Source organism: Actinomadura decatromicini, from assembly GCF_008121305.1.
GTDB classification, from domain to species: domain Bacteria; phylum Actinomycetota; class Actinomycetes; order Streptosporangiales; family Streptosporangiaceae; genus Spirillospora; species Spirillospora syzygii.
Map to the genome: position 1 here is coordinate 473,419 of NZ_VSRQ01000003.1, position 16,144 is coordinate 489,562.

At 73.2% G+C, this 16,144-nt stretch carries 13 protein-coding genes; 4 read left to right on the plus strand and 9 right to left on the minus strand.

What is annotated here, in order from left to right; translation table 11 throughout:
* Window positions 1-152: 152 nt before the first annotated feature.
* Together FXF68_RS15960 and FXF68_RS15965 are read left to right on the plus strand one after the other, a co-directional pair.
* The gene (locus tag FXF68_RS15960) at window positions 153-1,403 is read left to right on the plus strand and encodes a serine/threonine-protein kinase (protein ID WP_148759884.1); all 1,251 of its coding nucleotides are present in this window, start codon (window positions 153-155) and stop codon (window positions 1,401-1,403) included.
* A gap of 107 nt (window positions 1,404-1,510) precedes the next feature.
* Window positions 1,511-2,911, plus strand: coding sequence for a class II fumarate hydratase (locus FXF68_RS15965; RefSeq protein ID WP_148759886.1), 1,401 nt, complete (start codon window positions 1,511-1,513; stop codon window positions 2,909-2,911).
* 16 nt (window positions 2,912-2,927) lie between these two features.
* Here the strand turns inward: FXF68_RS15965 and FXF68_RS43055 are convergent, their stop codons facing one another.
* The 5 genes from FXF68_RS43055 to FXF68_RS15990 all read right to left on the minus strand — a co-directional run bounded on the left by FXF68_RS43055 (window position 2,928) and on the right by FXF68_RS15990 (window position 8,078).
* Window positions 2,928-3,947, minus strand: coding sequence for a lytic transglycosylase domain-containing protein (locus tag FXF68_RS43055; RefSeq protein ID WP_222869958.1), 1,020 nt, complete (start codon window positions 3,945-3,947; stop codon window positions 2,928-2,930).
* Window positions 3,948-4,381: 434 nt separating this feature from the next.
* Complete coding sequence (phoH2, locus tag FXF68_RS15975) at window positions 4,382-5,746, minus strand: RNA 5'-3' helicase PhoH2 (RefSeq protein ID WP_148759888.1); 1,365 nt, start codon at window positions 5,744-5,746, stop codon at window positions 4,382-4,384.
* A 75-nt stretch (window positions 5,747-5,821) separates the two neighbouring features.
* Window positions 5,822-6,703, minus strand: coding sequence for an isoprenyl transferase (locus tag FXF68_RS15980; protein WP_281292212.1), 882 nt, complete (start codon window positions 6,701-6,703; stop codon window positions 5,822-5,824).
* A 131-nt stretch (window positions 6,704-6,834) separates the two neighbouring features.
* Window positions 6,835-7,446 carry a hypothetical protein gene (locus FXF68_RS15985; RefSeq protein WP_246178730.1) on the minus strand — a complete coding sequence of 204 codons (612 nt, stop codon included), beginning with the start codon at window positions 7,444-7,446 and terminating at the stop codon, window positions 6,835-6,837.
* Window positions 7,447-7,556: 110 nt separating this feature from the next.
* Window positions 7,557-8,078 (minus strand): hypothetical protein, encoded by a 522-nt coding sequence (locus tag FXF68_RS15990; RefSeq protein ID WP_148759890.1) that lies wholly within the window; start codon window positions 8,076-8,078, stop codon window positions 7,557-7,559.
* Between the two features lie 115 nt (window positions 8,079-8,193).
* On the opposite strand from FXF68_RS15990, the gene FXF68_RS15995 reads away from it, so the two are divergent.
* Both FXF68_RS15995 and FXF68_RS16000 read left to right on the plus strand, forming a co-directional pair.
* Window positions 8,194-9,732, plus strand: a complete 1,539-nt coding sequence (locus FXF68_RS15995; RefSeq protein WP_148759892.1) for an MFS transporter — start codon at window positions 8,194-8,196, stop codon at window positions 9,730-9,732.
* Entirely contained in the window at window positions 9,713-10,354 is a 642-nt protein-coding gene (locus FXF68_RS16000; protein WP_148759894.1) for an acyl-CoA-like ligand-binding transcription factor, read from the plus strand. Before FXF68_RS15995 ends, FXF68_RS16000 begins: the two co-directional genes overlap by 20 nt.
* A gap of 37 nt (window positions 10,355-10,391) precedes the next feature.
* Here the strand turns inward: FXF68_RS16000 and FXF68_RS16005 are convergent, their stop codons facing one another.
* From FXF68_RS16005 to FXF68_RS16020, 4 genes are all read right to left on the minus strand, one after another.
* Window positions 10,392-11,567: a C40 family peptidase gene (locus tag FXF68_RS16005; protein ID WP_148759896.1), complete on the minus strand. Its 1,176-nt coding sequence runs from the start codon at window positions 11,565-11,567 to the stop codon at window positions 10,392-10,394.
* Window positions 11,568-11,780: 213 nt separating this feature from the next.
* Window positions 11,781-13,766, minus strand: a complete 1,986-nt coding sequence (locus FXF68_RS16010; RefSeq protein ID WP_148759898.1) for a thioredoxin domain-containing protein — start codon at window positions 13,764-13,766, stop codon at window positions 11,781-11,783.
* Between the two features lie 31 nt (window positions 13,767-13,797).
* On the minus strand, window positions 13,798-15,171 hold the full coding sequence (locus FXF68_RS16015) for a dihydrolipoyl dehydrogenase family protein (RefSeq protein ID WP_148759900.1): 1,374 nt from the start codon (window positions 15,169-15,171) through the stop codon (window positions 13,798-13,800).
* Complete coding sequence (locus FXF68_RS16020; protein WP_148759902.1) at window positions 15,164-16,132, minus strand: ribonuclease Z; 969 nt, start codon at window positions 16,130-16,132, stop codon at window positions 15,164-15,166. Before FXF68_RS16020 ends, FXF68_RS16015 begins: the two co-directional genes overlap by 8 nt.
* Between the last annotated feature and the right edge of the window lie 12 nt (window positions 16,133-16,144).

Here is a 16,144-nt window from a genome sequence, read left to right on the forward strand (position 1 = left end):
CCCTGGCGGGACGCCCGAAATCGCGGCCCGGGACTTCCGGCTTGACCACCGCTGATGGTTTCTTGCTGGTAGATCACTTTATCGGCCGGAAATCCAAGTCGGTCATGAGGTCTCCCCGCTGACCGCCTGGCCACTCCGGTATCTTTTCCGCCATGTCACAGTCAGAGCGCCTCGTTCTAGCGACGCGCTACCGGCTGGTCTCGGAGATAGGTCAGGGTGCCAACGGCACCGTGTGGAGAGGGCACGACGAGCTCCTCGATCGCGCCGTGGCGATCAAGGAGCTGCGGCTCCCCGAGAACCTCTCCGAGAACGACCGGGTGGTCTTCTACCGCCGCACCCTCCGGGAGGCGCGCGCGCCCGCGCAGCTGCGCACGCACTCCATCGTCGAGGTGTACGACGTGGTCATCGAGCAGGGCCGGCCCTGGATCGTGATGGAGATGATCGAGGCGCCCAGCCTCGAGCAGCTCATCGAGCGCTCGGGCCCGCTGCCGCCCGAGCGGGTCGCGCACATCGGCCGCGCCCTGCTGGACGCCCTCAGCACCGCGCACAAGGCCGGGATCGTGCACCGCGACCTCAAGCCGAGCAACGTGCTGCTGGACGGCGACCGCGTCGTCCTCACCGACTTCGGGCTCGCGTTCTCGTCCGGCTCGGCGAGCCTGACGAAGACGGGCCACTTCATGGGCTCGCCCGCGTACGTGGCGCCCGAGGTCGCCGCCGGGGAGAAGGCCACCCCGCGCTCCGACCTGTGGTCCCTCGGCGCGACGATGTACGCCGCGCTGGAGGGCCGCCCGCCGTTCGAGCGCGAGAACGTGATGGCGACGCTCAGCGCGCTCGCGAACGAGTCGACGCCGGCCCCGCAGAACGCGGGCGCGCTCACGTCGGTCGTGACCGGGCTGCTGGAGAAGAACCCGACGCGCAGGCTCAGCCACGCCCGCGCCGTCGACCGTCTGGAGCGTGCCCTCGCCGGTCCGCGGACCGGACGGCGCCCGCCGACGCCCCGCTACCGGGTGGCGGTCGTGATCGGGCTCGTCAGCGCGACCGTCGCGTCCTGCGGGATCGGCGCCACCGCGCTGATCGTCGGGATGATGCGGGAGAGCCCGGGGCCGTCGCCGACCGAGGCGTCGAGCCCGGCGGGCGGCGTGCAGGACGTCCCGGCCGGCGTCGCCACCAGCACGCTGGTCGTCCGGGCCCGCAACTCGGCGTGCAAGATTTTCGTATCGGTCCCGGACGGCCCCGTGCTCAGCGACGAGACCCTCCGCGAGAGCGAGGCGCGCCAGTACGACCAGCCCCGGATCAACGCCGTCATCTACGACGCGTCCGCCTGCGACGTCTGGGTCAACGGCCTGCGGAAGCCGCTCGGCACCCCCGGCGAGCGCCGGAACTACGCCCTCAACAAGCAGTGACGGGCGGGCTGTGACGGGCGGGGAGTGAGCCGCCTCACCCCGGGGAATGCGTGAGCCACCCGCCTGGCTGCCATGAAGGACGGCGGTGGACGCTACGGGAGGCTTCCATGGACGAGCAGGAGTTCCGGGTCGAGCGCGACTCGATGGGCGAGGTCCGGGTCCCGGCGGCGGCGAAGTGGCGGGCGCAGACGCAGCGCGCCGTGCAGAACTTCCCGGTGTCCGGGCGGACGCTGGAGTCGGCGCACATCGCCGCGCTCGGCCGGATCAAGGCCGCGGCGGCGGTCGTGAACGCCGAGCTCGGCGTGCTGGACGCGGACGTCGCGGCGGCGATCGCCGAGGCCGCCCGCGAGGTCGCGGACAACCGGTGGGACGACCAGTTCCCCGTCGACGTGTTCCAGACCGGGTCGGGGACGTCGTCCAACATGAACGCGAACGAGGTCGTGGCGACGCTGGCGGAGGAGCGGCTCGGCCGTCCGGTCCATCCGAACGACCACGTGAACGCCTCTCAGTCGTCCAACGACGTGTTCCCATCGTCCATCCACATCGCGGCGACCTGGTCCGTCCTGAACGAGCTGACGCCCGCGCTGCGCCATCTCCAGGCAGCGCTGGCCCGCAAGGCGGACGAGTTCGCGACCGTGGTGAAGTCCGGCCGCACCCACCTGATGGACGCGACGCCCGTCACGCTCGGCCAGGAGTTCGGCGGCTACGCGGCGCAGGTCGCGCGCGGGGTGGAGCGGCTGGAGGCCGTCCTGCCGCGGCTCGCGGAGCTGCCCCTCGGCGGGACGGCGGTCGGCACCGGCGTCAACACGCCGCCGGGCTTCGCGGCGCGCGTCATCGCGGAGATCGTCCGGGAGACGGGGCTGCCGCTGACCGAGGCCCGCGACCACTTCGAGGCGCAGGGCGCCCGGGACGGCCTCGTCGAGACGAGCGGCGCGCTCCGCACCGTCGCGGTGAGCCTCACCAAGATCGCCAACGATCTGCGCTGGATGGGGTCGGGGCCGCGGGCCGGGCTCGGCGAGATCCGGCTGCCCGACCTGCAGCCCGGGTCGTCGATCATGCCGGGCAAGGTGAACCCGGTGATCCCGGAGGCGGTGGCGCAGGTCGCCGCGCAGGTCGTCGGGAACGACGCGGCGATCGCGTTCGGCGGGGCGGCCGGCAGCTTCGAGCTGAACGTGATGCTGCCGATGCTGGCCCGCAACGTGCTGGAGTCGATCACCCTGCTGGCGAACGCCTCGCGGCTCCTCGCCGACCGCTGCGTGGACGGCGTCGAGGCCGACGTGGAGCGGCTGCGCGAGTACGCCGAGTCGTCCCCGTCGATCGTGACGCCGCTCAACCGGTACATCGGGTACGAGGAGGCGGCCAAGGTCGCCAAGCAGGCGCTGCGGGAGCGCAGGACGATCCGCGAGGTCGTCCTGGAACGCGGCTACGTCGACGAGGGGAAGCTGACCGTCGAGCAGTTGGACGAGGCGCTCGACGTGCTCCGGATGACCCGGCCGCCGAGCGCCTGAACGACGTCTCCCGGGTTTAGTACCAGCCTGCCGACTGGAAGTGCGACCATCCGCCGCACGGCGTCTTGTAGCGGCTCTTGATGTAGCCGAGGCCCCACTTGATCTGCGTGGTGGCGTTGTTCTGCCAGTCGGGCCCGGCGCTCGCCATCTTCGAGCCGGGCAGCGCCTGCGGGATGCCGTACGCGCCGGACGGGTTCGCGGCGTGGGTGTTCCAGCCGCTCTCCCTGTTCCACAGGTTCACGAGGCAGCCGAACTGGCCGGAGCCGCCGAACCCGTAGCCCGGCAGGAGGCCCTTCGCGATCCGCTGCGCCTCGCCCGCCGGGACGGGGTCGCCGGTCGGCCCGCCGCCTCCGCCTCCGCCGTCGCCGCCGCCCGGCTTCGGCGTCTTGGTGGGGAGCGGCTCGCCCTTCGGCAGCAGGGACGGGCCCTTGCCGCCGTCCTCGCGCGTCTCGCGGGAGGCGCGTTCCAGGGCGAGCTGCCGCCGCTGCTCCTCCAGCACCTTCGGGTCGACCTTCGGCGCCGCCGCGTCGGCGAGCTGCTTGGTCGGCTTGACGGTCTGCGTGCCGTCGTCGGAGCCGCCGCCGGTCAGCGCGAGCGCGCCGGCGGTCGCGGCGCCGAGCACGACCGCGGCGCCCGCCGCGATCGCGGCGATCCGCACGCCGTTGCGCCGGCCCGCGCCGCCGCCCTGGCCCGAGCGGCCCGCGCGGCGCGGCGCCGGTCCGCGGGACGTGATCTCGTCGCGGTCGTCGGCCCCGGCCGCGCCGAGCGGCTCGGCCTCGAAGCCGAACGTGCCGCCCGGGGTCGGGCCGCCGGTCCGGGGGCGCTCGCCGGCGACCTTGACGTCGTCCTCGTGCGGGGCGACCGGTGCGGCGAGGGTGTCCTGGGCGGCGGGCTGCGCCTGGGAGACCAGGGGCGCCTCGGACGGGTGCCGCGCCTGGTCGGAAGTCGGGGAGGGAGCCGCGGCCCGCCACGGCTCCGCGGGGTCGAAGCTCTGTCGATCGTCTCGCCTAGGGGACCCGGGACGGTCTCCGTACAAGGCGGTCCTTCCGACGGTCGCACGCGCATGGACACGCGCACGAGATGCCTCACCCCCGGTCCGGTCCGCCGCGGGGCGGCTCCGGAGCAGGGCCGGCGCCCGCCCGTCGCGCGCGTTCGTTCGAGGGGACGCGCTCCGGCCCGGCACCGCTCGGGGGTGCTTACGGGGAGACACAATGCCCGAGGCCGTGGGAGGCTCCGCAACCGAAACGAGACAAATGCTTCCGCCGGGACGTTTGTCAACTCGCCGGACCGGGCGCCGAAACCGCGACCAGACCAGGGGATCTCCGCGCTCGGCCGGTAATCTGTGACCTTCATCACAAAGGCACGCCATGAGGCTGAATGATCACGATAAGTGGCGGAATAGGCGCATGCCCGGAAACGCGGATCCCGGCCGCCCGCGGACGCGGACGGCCGGGATCCGGACGCGGACCGTCAGCCGACATCGCCGAGCAGGTCGGTGACCAGCGCGGCGATCGGCGACCGCTCCGAGCGCGTCAGCGTCACGTGCGCGAACAGCGGATGGCCCTTCAGCTTCTCCACCACCGCGGCGACCCCGTCGTGGCGCCCGACCCGGAGGTTGTCGCGCTGCGCCACGTCGTGGGTCAGCACGACCCGCGACCCCGCCCCGATCCGCGACAGGACGGTCAGCAGCACGCCGCGCTCCAGCGACTGCGCCTCGTCCACGATCACGAAGGCGTCGTGCAGCGACCGGCCGCGGATGTGGGTGAGCGGCAGGACCTCCAACATGTCACGGTCCACTACCTCTTCGATGACCTCGGGAGTGGTGACCGCCGACAGGGTGTCGTACACCGCCTGCGCCCAGGGCGACATCTTCTCGTTCTCGGTGCCCGGCAGGTAGCCGAGCTCCTGCCCGCCGACCGCGTACAGGGGGCGGAACACCACGACCTTGCGGTGCTTGCGCCGCTCCATCACGGCCTCCAGGCCCGCGCAGAGCGCGAGGGCGGACTTGCCCGTCCCGGCGCGGCCGCCGAGCGAGACGATGCCGACGTCGTCGTCCATCAGGAGGTCGAGCGCGATCCGCTGCTCGGCGGACCGGCCGCGCAGCCCGAACGTCTCCCGGTCGCCGCGCACCAGCTTCACGGACTTGTCGGGCAGCGTCCGGGCGAGGGCGGAGCCGCGCTCGGACAGCAGCCGCAGCCCGGTGTGGCAGGGCAGCTCGCGGGCCTCCTCGATGTCGGTCGCCCCGGTCTCGTACAGCTCCTCGACGAGCGCGGCGGGGACCTCGATCTCCCGCATGCCCGTCCAGCCGGACTCGACGACGGCGAGCTCCGCCCGGTACTCCTCGGCCGCGAGGCCCACCGCGGACGCCTTCACCCGCATCGGCAGGTCCTTGGAGACGAGGACGACGTCGCGTCCCTCGCGCGCCAGCCACGCCGCGACCGACAGGATCCGGGTGTCGTTGTCGCCGAGCCGGAACCCGTCCGGCAGGACGGTCGGGTCGGAGTGGTTCAGCTCGACCCGGAGCGTTCCGCCCTGGTCGCCGACCGGGCCCTCCACGGAGACGGGCTCGTCCAGCCGGCCGTGCCGGACGCGCAGGTCGTCCAGCAGGCGGAGGGCCTGCCGGGCGAAGTATCCGAGCTCTGGGTGGTGCCGCTTCGCCTCCAGCTCGGATATGACGACGATGGGGAGTACGACCTCGTGCTCGGCGAACCGGGTCACGGCCCCTGGGTCGGCGAGCAGGACGCTGGTGTCGAGGACGTACGTGCGCCGGTCCGGGACGTCCGTCCCGGGAGGGTTCCCAGGCAGGCTGGGACGGCGCGCGGAGGATGTGGCCACTCGATCTCCCTGGTCATGGGGGAACTGCCGGTGGCGCAGGTCCGCCGCGCGGGCGGTGCGGCCGCGGAACGGCCGTCAGGAACCGTAGCGCCGGTGCCGCGCGGCGTACGAGCGCATCGCCCGGAGGAAGTCGACCTTGCGGAAGTCCGGCCAGTGGACCTCGCAGAAGTAGAACTCCGAGTGCGCGCTCTGCCAGAGCATGAAGCCGGAGAGGCGCTGCTCCCCCGAGGTGCGGATGACCAGGTCGGGGTCGGGCTGGCCGCGCGTGTAGAGATGCTCCGCGATGTGCTCCACGTCGAGGATCTCGGCGAGTTCCTCGATGCTGGTGCCCCGGCTCGCCTGCTCGATGAGCAGTGAGCGCACCGCATCAGCGATCTCACGCCTACCTCCATACCCAACGGCGACGTTCACAATCAGACCGGGTGCGTCCGATGTCGCCTCGCCGGCGTCCTTGAGGACGCGGGCGGTCTTGCCGGGCAGCAGGTCGAGGGCGCCGACGGGCTTCACGTGCCAGCCGTCGTCCGCGAGCTTGCGGACGGTGTTCTCGATGATGTCGAGCAGCGGGTCGAGCTCCGCCGCCGGACGGTTCAGGTTGTCGGTGGACAGCAGCCACAGTGTGACATGCTCCACCCCCGCCTCCGCGCTCCACTGGAGCAGCTCGGAGATCTTCTGGGCGCCGCGCTGGTGCCCGGAGTTGACGTCGGCGAGGCCCATCGACCGCGCCCAGCGGCGGTTGCCGTCCAGGATCACGCCGACGTGCCGGGGGGTGACGTCGGTCGGCAGCGACTTCTCGACGCGCCGCTCGTACATGCGGTAGACGACGTCGCGGACGGCCGCGTACGGCCCGCTGCGGCGGATCGCGGCGACGAACGGGCCGCCGTCGTCGGACGGGCGGCGGCGCACGCGGTCCCGCCGCGCATTCCGTGACGTCCAGCCGGACATCCGGCCCCGTGCCATCCGGGCTCGTGCCATCCCGCCGCGCGGCCTTCCCGTACGCCGAACCCCCATGGGCTTCCCTTCGAGCGACCGTCCCTGGCGGGAGAACGCTCAATTATGGCCCGGCCGCGACACTTTTCCTGCCGTTCCCGTCATGTCAGGCTAACGCGAGGGATGCTTCGGCCGAGGGCAATGGCCTGCTCCGGCCCGTCCCCGAGCGGCGGGCGCCCGCCCACGCCGCCCGGGACCTCCCGGTCGGCCTGGGCCAGCAGCTCGGCGAGGAACCGGGCGAGGTCGGCGGACGTGAGCACGGCGCGCACGCCCCGCCCGCCCGCGCCCCACGCCTCCAGGACGGCCCGCCGCGCGACCCGCCACCGTCCGGCGGCGGACTGCTGCCCGCCGAGCCAGATCGAGGACGTGCGGAGCGCGCAGCGCAGCTCGCCGGTGCTGATCACGTCGCCGCGGTCACGGTAGCGGAACGCGAACAGCTCCGGCTCGCGGGACGGGTCGCCCGGGGACGGGTCGGGGAACCGGTCGTCGGGGTCGGGCCAGCGGGCGGCCTGCGCGGAGCCGTCCGTCCTGGCCTCGGCGACGCGGCGGGCGAGGTCGGCGAGGAAGTACCCGCACCGCTCCCCCACCGAGCCGAACGAGTCGCCGTCGCGGCGCAGCTCCAGCGTCACCTCGAACGGGTTGCCGCCGCGGTCGAGCGAGGCGACCGGGACGACGGCGAGGTCGGAGCCGTCCAGGCAGCGCAGCCCGCGCACCGTCCGACCACCTCCCGATCCCGTCCCGGCCACTGTTCATGGCACCTTAGGCGAGGTCGGGCCCATGATCACACCCAATGATCATCGAGATCGGGTAAGGAAGGCGCCGATCACGCCCGCGGGCCGGCGGCGCGGGCCCGCTCGACGTGCTCCAGCGCGCTGCGCAGCTCGGCGAGCCACTCGTCGGTGTTCTTGCCGACGAGCCGGACGCACCAGGCGAGCGCGTCGCTGCGGCTGCGGGCGACGCCCGCCTCCACGAGCGTGTCGAGGACGCGCCGCTCGGGCTGGCGGAGCCGCGTCATGACGGGCACCGACAGCGTCGTGAACATCTCCCGCTCGCCGCCGCACTCGACGCCCCAGGAGACCTTGTGGCCGAAGCGCCGCTCGGCCTCGCGGGCGATCCCGATGCGCAGCTCGCGGGTGTCCTCGCGGAAGCGCTGGACGTGCCCGGCGATCACGCCCGCCCGCTCGGCCTCCGAGACCTCGGCGGCCGCGTCCGGCTCGGGCAGCCGCCCGACGACGCTGACCTCCTCGCGGTCGAGGACGACCTCCGGCGGGCCGTCGAACCAGTCGTCCGGGAGCCGCCCGGAGAACCAGCCGCGCAACTGCTCCACCGCTTCGCTCGTATTCATGTAATTAAAATTACATCGCTGCTCCCACAAGCGCCAGCCTCGACACCGTTTGACATCCGGCTTCTTTTGATAGTTACTCTCATTTGAGAGTTAGAACTATTTGGAGGTGGCCTTCATGGAGGTCGGCAGCACCCGGCGCTGGCTGGGTCTCGCGGCGCTGGCGCTGAGCATGCTCGCGCTCGGTTTCGACATGACGATCCTCAACGTCGCGCTGACCACGCTGTCGGAGGACCTCCACGCGGGCACCGGCGAACTGCAGTGGATCGTCGACTCCTACCTGCTCGTGTTCGGGGCGCTGCTGCTCCCCGCCGGGCTGCTCGGCGACCGGTTCGGCCGCAGGTGGCTGCTGCTCGCCGGGCTCGGGATCTTCGGCGCCGCCTCGCTCGGCGGGGCGCTCGCGGACGGCACCGGCGGGGTCATCGCGGCCCGCGCGTTCATGGGCGTCGGCGCGGCGATCGTGACGCCGCTGTCCATGTCGATGCTCCCCGCGATCTTCCCGCCCGCCGAGCGGACGCGGGCCGTCGCCGTGTGGTCGGCGTCCACCGCGCTCGGGCTGCCGCTCGGGCCGCTGCTCGGCGGCTGGCTCCTCCAGCACTTCTGGTGGGGCTCGATCTTCCTGATCAACGTCCCGGTCGTCGTGGTCGGCGGCGTCGCGATCGCGCTGCTGCTGCCCGAGTCCAGGGACCCGGCCGCGCCGCGCGTCGACCTCGCGGGCGCGCTGCTGTCGATGGCCGGGATCGTCGCGCTGGTGTACGGGGTGATCGAGGCGCCGTCGCGCGGCTGGTCCGACCCGGTGGTGCTCGGCTCGTTCGTCCTGTCCGCGCTGCTGATCGCCGGGTTCGTGGGCTGGGAGCGGCGGGCCGCCGAGCCGATGCTGAACCTCGCGCTGCTCCGGGACGCCCGGTTCGTGTCGGCGACGGTCGCCGCCGTCGCCGCGAACCTCATGCTCGGCGGGGTCCTGTTCGTCCTGCCGCAGTACCTGCAGGCCGTCCAGGGCGCGGACGTGTTCGGCACCGGCCTGCGGCTGACGCCGATGCTGCTCGGCCTCATCGCGGGCGCGGTCGCCACCGACCGGATCGCCGCCCGCGCCGGGCACAAGCCGATCATCGTGACCGGGCTGCTCGTGCTCGCGGCGGGCTTCGGGTGGGGCGCGCTGTCCGGCGCGGGCGACGGGTACGCGGCGACCGTCCCGTGGCTGGTCGTCATCGGGATCGGCACCGGGCTCACCATGATCCCCGCGATGGACGCCGTGCTCGCCGCGCTCCCCGCCGACCAGGCCGGACGTGGGTCGGGGCTGGTCCAGACGCTCCGCCAGACCGGCGCGACGCTCGGCGTCGCCGGGCTCGGCAGCCTGCTGTCCGCGCTCTACCGGGACCGCGTGCCGACCGCGGGACTGCCCGCCGACGCGGCCGACGCGGCGCGCGACTCGATCGGCGGGGCCGTCGCGGTCGCCGGGCGCCTGCACGACGGCGGGCTGCTCGCGTCCGCCCGCGACGCCTACGCGCACGGCATGGACGCGGTGCTCGCCGCCTGCGGGGCGGGCGCGCTCGCCGTGGCCGTCCTGCTCTGGCTGGTCCAGCCGGGACGGGCGCGCGAGGATGCGACGCCCGCCGCCGATGGGCGAGAATCGGCACATGAGCGCGTCGTCCCCTGACCGGCTGGTCGACCGGCTGCAGGACCGGATCTCCCGCCTCCCGCTGCGGGAGCGCAAGAAGCTGCGGACCCGCGGCGCCATCCAGGACCACGCCCTCCGGCTCTTCACCGAGCAGGGGTACGACGAGACGACGGTGGAGCAGATCGCGGCGGCGGCGGAGATCTCGCCCAGCACGTTCTTCCGCTACTTCCCCACCAAGGAGGACGTGGTCGTCACCGACGAGTACGACCCGGTCATGGCGCAGCTGCTCCGCGAGCAGCCGCCGGAGGTGCCGCCGCTCGACGCGCTGCGCGCCGTGCTCCAGGACGTCCTGCCGCAGCTCTACACGTCCGAGATCGAGACGATCAAGACGCGGATGCGGCTGACCGCGACCGTCCCGGCGCTGCGCGCCCGCACGTTCGAGTCGCTGCGCGGGGGCACGTTCAAGGTGATCAACGAGGTGGTCGCCGAGCGGACCGGCCGCCCCGCCGACGACCCGGAGGTCGAGGCGTTCGGCTGGGCCGTCCTCGGCGTCATGCAGGCCGCGATGTACCAGTTCATGGACGGCAAGATCGACCACGACGCGCTGCCCGGCCTGATCGACCGCAACCTGGAGTTCCTCGGCCGCGGCTGCCCGCTCTAGCTCGTCCGGCTCAACCGGCTCAACCGGCTCAACCGGCTCAACCGGCGAGGGTGTTGGCCAGCTTGGGGCTGACCCGGACGGCGCCGCGCATGTTGCGCGTGTAGACGTTCTGGACCTGCACGACCGTCCCCCGGCGCGGCGCGGCGATCATCTTGCCGTTGCCGAGATAGAGGGCGATGTGCGAGATGTAGCCGGGCGCGGTCGGGTCGTTCGCCCAGATCAGCATGTCGCCGGGCCGGGCCTTGGCATAGGGGATCACCCAGCCGGTGCGCGCCTGGTCGGCGGCGACGCGCGGCAGCCTGATGCCCGCCCGCGCGAACGCGAACTGCATGAGCCCGGAGCAGTCGTAGCCGCCCTCGGCCTCGGACTCGCCGCCCCACACGTACGGCCAGCCGAGCCGCGTGTAGGCGGCGCGGATCACCGTCTGGATCTGGTGCGCGGTCATCACCTGGCCGTCGGACCGCGGCACGTCGCCGCCCTGCGGGACGTCGATCTCCGGGTTCACCTCGACGGCCTTCGCCTGCTTCGGCAGCGTCCTGCGGAGCTTCTTGACGAACGCCTTCGGCTCGGTCTTCGGGACGCTGATCAGCATCGCGTTGCCGCTCGGCATCCCGAGGATCTGCGCGGTGGTGTGCGAGATGACGGCGTCGACGTCGCCGATGCCCATCGTCGCGTACGCGCCGACGCGCAGCCGCGACGGGCTCCGCTTGCCGCCGACCGGGACCTGGCTGCCGAGCTCGACGCCGCCGTCGTTGCCCATCGTGAACGAGATCGCGACGTCGCCGGACGCCACGTTGCGCCACAGCGCGTCCGACCTGGCGGTGGGCTTCGGCGTGTAGTTCCGGAACGTGGACGGGTTGACGCCCATCAGCCCGACGCGCTTACCGGCGACCATGCCCTGGACGGCGTCCACGACCTCGACGCCCTGCACGCCCTTGGCCGCGCGGACCTTCTCGACGAAGTCGGCCGGAAGGGTGGACGGCGCGGCGACGAGCACGTGCGGCGTGAGCCGCTTGCCGAGCGGCGCGACGACCCCGGTCGGCACTCCCGTGCCGCCGGACGCGGCCACGAACCGGGCGCGGCCGTCGGCCCGCGGCGAGGTCGCCGGACCATTACCCTCGCGCGCCACCAGCACGGCCACGTTCGCGGCGAGCGTGGTGAGCACCGAAACGCCGATGATCGTCGGCAGGACCCGGCGGTTCGGCTTTCCCACTGCTGCGCTCCCTCGAAGGTCGTCCTGCCGCGGCGCGTCTTGACCGTCCTCGATACACGACTATGACTCACTTGGTCGGCCACCGTCCAGATACCCGGCGCACCACCCGTCACGCCCGTCCGCGGTGCCCCGTTGGGTCAGCCCCGGCTCTACTACTGAGTGGTAACACCAAGCCCGAACGAGATCAACATCACGGTGCCATAAAATGGATTCTCAGTCCAATTGCCCACGTAGTTCGCGGCTCAGGTCCGCCGCGGACGTCACCGGCCGGCGGCACACGAACCCCTGGCACACGTACGCCGCCGGGACGCCGTCGACGAGCCCGCGCCCCTCCAGCAGCGGGACGCCCTCCGCGTCCGGCGGGCCGACGCTCACCACCGCGCCGGGCGCGACCGACATCAGCGCCGTCTGGTGCAGCGCCCGCGTCCGCTCGTCGGCGGGGTCGCCGATCACCGCGACCTCCACCGGGCCCGCCGCCCGCGCCTCCGCCACCGCGAGCCCCCACCCGGCGAACCTGGCGTGCTTGTCGGCGAGCTTCGCGGCCGGGGCGAGCGCCGCCTCCGCCGCCTGCCGGTGCCAGTCCGACGCGGTCAGCGCGGCGAACGACAGCAGCGCGCCCGCGGCGGCGAACTGCCCGGACGGCGCCGCGTTGTCCGTCGGGTCCTGCGGGCGGCGGAACAGCCGCTCGGCGTCGTCGGCGGTGTCGTAGAAGCCGCCCTCGCCGTCCCCGAACCGCTCCAGGACGGTGTTCAGCAGTTCCCCCGCCAGCCGCAGATGGTGCGGGTCGCCGGTGACGCCGTGCAGGGCGAGCAGGCCCTCGGCCACGTCGGCGTAGTCCTCCAGGACGCCCGCGTTCGCGCCCGCCGTCCCGCCCCGCGACGTCCGGACGAGCCGCCCGTCGCTCAGATGCACGTCGACCAGCAGCCGGACGATCTCCTCCGCCGCCCGGACGAGGTCGGGACGGTCGAACAGCGCCCCGCACTCCGCGAGCGCCGCGACGGCGAGACCGTTCCAGGCCGCGACCACCTTGTCGTCCCGCGCGGGAGGAATCCTGTGCGCGCGCGCCGCCAGCAGGGCCGTCCGGATCCGCTCGTACCGGTCGACGTCGTCCGGGTCATGCAGAAGCTGGAGAACCGACGTTCCCCGCTCGAACGTGCCCGTCACCTTGAAGAGGGACTCCGCGTAGGCGCCGTCTTCGTCCCCGAGGACCTCGCGCAGTTGGTCGGGCGTCCAGACGTAGTACTTGCCTTCGACGCCCTCGCTGTCGGCGTCGAGCGCGGACGCGAGGCCGCCCTCGTCCGTCCTCAGGTCGCGGAGCATCCAGTCGCACGTCTCCAGCGCGATCCGCCGCGCGAACGGCGTGCCGGTCACCCGCCACCAGTGCGCGTACACGCGCGCCAGGAGCGCGTTGTCGTACAGCATCTTCTCGAAGTGCGGGACGACCCACCCCGCGTCCACCGAGTACCGCGCGAACCCGCCGCCGAGCTGGTCGTAGATGCCGCCCCGCGCCATCGCCTCCAGGGTGTGCCCGGCCATGGCGAGCGCCTCGTCGTCGCCCGTCCGGGCGTGGTGGCGCAGCAGGAACTCCAGCGCCATCGACGGCGGGAACTTCGGCGCGCCGCCGAACCCGCCGCGCGCCGCGTCGTAGGAGGCGGCGAGCGCCTGCACCGACCGCGCGAGCAGCCCCTCGCCGGGCGCGCCCTCGCCCGCGAGCCCCGACCCGCGTGACGTCAGCGCCGCCACGACCTGCTGCCCCTGGCCGACGACCTCCTCCCGCTGCTCCGTCCACGCCTTGTGGACGGCCTGCAACAACGCCCTGAACTGCGCACGGGGGAAATACGTCCCGCAGTAGAACGGATGCCCCTCAGGCGTCATGAACACCGTCATCGGCCACCCGCCCTGGCCCGTCATGGCCTGGGTGGCCTCCATGTAAACGGCGTCGATGTCCGGCCGCTCTTCCCGATCGACCTTGATATTGACGAACCGCTCGTTCATCAACCGCGCGGTCTCATCGTCCTCAAAGGACTCGTGGGCCATGACGTGACACCAGTGGCATGCCGCATATCCGACAGACAGCAGAACCGGGACGTCCCGGCGCCGCGCCTCGGCCAGCGCCTCGCCGCTCCACTCCCACCAGTCGACCGGATTGCCGGCGTGCTGCAGCAGGTACGGGCTTGTCGCGTCCTTGAGCCGGTTCATGCCTCCGATCCTGCCCGATCCGTCCCGCGGCTCACGCCCCGGACGTCTTCTCCGCGAGGGCGGTGAGGGCGGGTTCTATGGCCCGGTGGAAGGTGGGGTAGGCGTAGATCATTTCGCGGAGGGACGCCGTGGGGGTCTCGGTGTGGACGGCGACCGCGAGGAAGCCGAGCACCTCGCCGCCGGACGGGCCCGCGGCGGTGGCGCCGACCAGCGTCCCCCACTCGGTGTTCTCGACGAGCTTGATGAGGCCGTCGTTGCCGGTCTTGTGGATCCAGCCGCGCGTCGACCCGGGGATCGGGGAGACGGACGTGCGGACGGGCAGGTTCTGCTCGCGCGCCTGCGCCTCGGTGAGGCCCACGGAGCCGATCTCGGGGTCGGTGAAGGTGACGCGCGGCACGGCGCGGTAGACGGCGGGCGGGCCCTCCTCGCCGAGGATGTCCCGGACGGCGATCGCCGCCTGGTACATCGACACGTGCGTGAACGCGCCCATCCCGGTGATGTCGCCGATCGCCCACACGCCCTCGGCCGCGCGCATGTGGCCGTCGACGGAGACGCCCCGCGCGTTCTCGTCCAGGCCGACGGCGTCGAGCCCGAGGCCCTTGAGGTTCGAACGGCGCCCGGTCGCGACGAGGAGCCGGTCGCCGACGACGGCCTCGTCGCCGAGGCGGAGGGTGAACTCGCCGTTCTCGTACGCGACGCCGGTCGCGGCCACCCCGGTGCGGACGCCGATGCCCTCGCGCTCGAACACGTCGCGGAGCAGCGCGCTGGACTCGGGCTCCTCGTTGGCGAGCAGCCGATCGCCGTGCTCGACGATGGTGACGCGGCTGCCGAAGCGGGAGAACACCTGCGCCATCTCGACGCCGACGACGCCTCCGCCGAGGACGAGCAGCGACGCGGGCGGCTCCGTCGCCTGGACGGCCTCGCGGTTCGTCCAGTACGGGGTGCCCGCGAGCCCGTCGACGGGCGGCGCGGCGGGCGACGTGCCGGTGTTGAGGACGATCCCCCGGCGCGCCTGGAAGACCTGGCCGTCCACGGTGACCTCGCGGGGGCCGGTGACGCGGCCGTGCCCGCGGACGAGCCGCGCGCCCTTGCCGGTGAGCCGGTCGGCGGCGGCCTTGTCGTCCCAGTCGCCGGTCGCCTCGTCCCGGATCCGGGCCGCGACCGGCGCCCAGTCCGGGCGGACCGACGCCTCGCCCGCCATCCCCGGGATGCGCCCGCCCTCCGCGAGGAGCCCGGCGGCCCGCACCATCATCTTCGTCGGGACGCACGCGTAGTACGGGCACTCGCCCCCCACCAGCCGCGACTCGACGGCCACGACGGACAGGCCCGCCTCCGCCAGCCGTCCCGCCGCGTCCTCGCCGCCGGGGCCCAGACCGATCACCACGACATCGACTTCTTCAGCCATGGCCATCATCCTGCCCTGCCCGGCGTCCGGACAGTCGACGCGGCGGCATCGGGATCCGGTCGAAGTCGTGGACGAGCGTGACCTCGCCGCCGAACACCGTGGCCGCCTCGTCGGCGAACCGGGGCTCGTCGTCGGTTCGGTACCGCTCGGAGAAGTGCGTGAGGACCAGGTGCCGGACGCCCGCGCCCGCCGCGGCCTTCGCCGCCTGGGACGCGGTGAGGTGCCCGTACTCGGCGGCGAGGGAGGCGTCGGCGTCGAGGAACGTCGACTCGATGACCAGCATGTCGACGCCGTCGGCGAGTTCCGCCACGGCGTCGCAGAGCCGGGTGTCCATGACGAACGCGAACTTCTGGCCCGGACGGCGCACGCTGCACTCGTCGAGCGTGACGGTGCGCCCGTCCGGGGTGACGACGCGGCCGTCCCGCTGGAGCCGCCGCACCTGCGGCCCGCGCACGCCCCGCGCGGCCAGCTCGGCGGGCAGCATCGTGACGCCGTCCGGTTCCTCCAGCCGGTAGCCGTACGCCTCCACCGGATGGGACAGGCGCATCGCGACCAGGGAGAACGGCGCGTCCCCGGTGTCGAGCGCCATCCGGTCCCCGGCGACGGGCCGCTCCCGGATCACGCCCGTGTCGTGGAAGGCGGCGGCGTGCCGCAGCCGCTCCCAGAACCGCGCGCCGCTCGCCGGGAACGCCGCGTCCACCGGGTGCGCGACGCCGTCGCGGGCGATGCGCTGGACGATCCCGGGCACTCCGAGGCAGTGGTCGCCGTGGAAGTGCGTCACGCAGATCCACGTCACGTCGGACGCCGACACCCCGGCCAGGGTCATCTGCCGCTGCGTCCCCTCGCCGGGGTCGAAGAGGAGGCCGTGGCCGTCCCAGCGCAGCAGGTAGCCGTTGTGGTTGCGGACCCTGGTCGGCACCGCGCTGGCGGAGCCGAGGACGGTCAGATCTCGCGCGGACATCCCCCCATGGTG

Excerpts from the sequence above, each read along its gene's own strand:
- FXF68_RS15960 (WP_148759884.1), top strand. The coding sequence starts at position 153 with ATGTCACAGTCAGAGCGCCTCGTTCTAGCGACGCGCTACCGGCTGGTC.
- FXF68_RS15990 (WP_148759890.1), bottom strand. The coding sequence starts at position 8,078 with ATGAATACGAGCGAAGCGGTGGAGCAGTTGCGCGGCTGGTTCTCCGGG.
- FXF68_RS16020 (WP_148759902.1), bottom strand. The coding sequence starts at position 16,132 with ATGTCCGCGCGAGATCTGACCGTCCTCGGCTCCGCCAGCGCGGTGCCG.
- FXF68_RS16015 (WP_148759900.1), bottom strand. The coding sequence starts at position 15,171 with ATGGCTGAAGAAGTCGATGTCGTGGTGATCGGTCTGGGCCCCGGCGGC.
- FXF68_RS15965 (WP_148759886.1), top strand. The coding sequence starts at position 1,511 with ATGGACGAGCAGGAGTTCCGGGTCGAGCGCGACTCGATGGGCGAGGTC.
- FXF68_RS16000 (WP_148759894.1), top strand. The coding sequence starts at position 9,713 with ATGAGCGCGTCGTCCCCTGACCGGCTGGTCGACCGGCTGCAGGACCGG.
- FXF68_RS16010 (WP_148759898.1), bottom strand. The coding sequence starts at position 13,766 with ATGAACCGGCTCAAGGACGCGACAAGCCCGTACCTGCTGCAGCACGCC.
- FXF68_RS15980 (WP_281292212.1), bottom strand. The coding sequence starts at position 6,703 with ATGGCACGGGGCCGGATGTCCGGCTGGACGTCACGGAATGCGCGGCGG.
- FXF68_RS15995 (WP_148759892.1), top strand. The coding sequence starts at position 8,194 with ATGGAGGTCGGCAGCACCCGGCGCTGGCTGGGTCTCGCGGCGCTGGCG.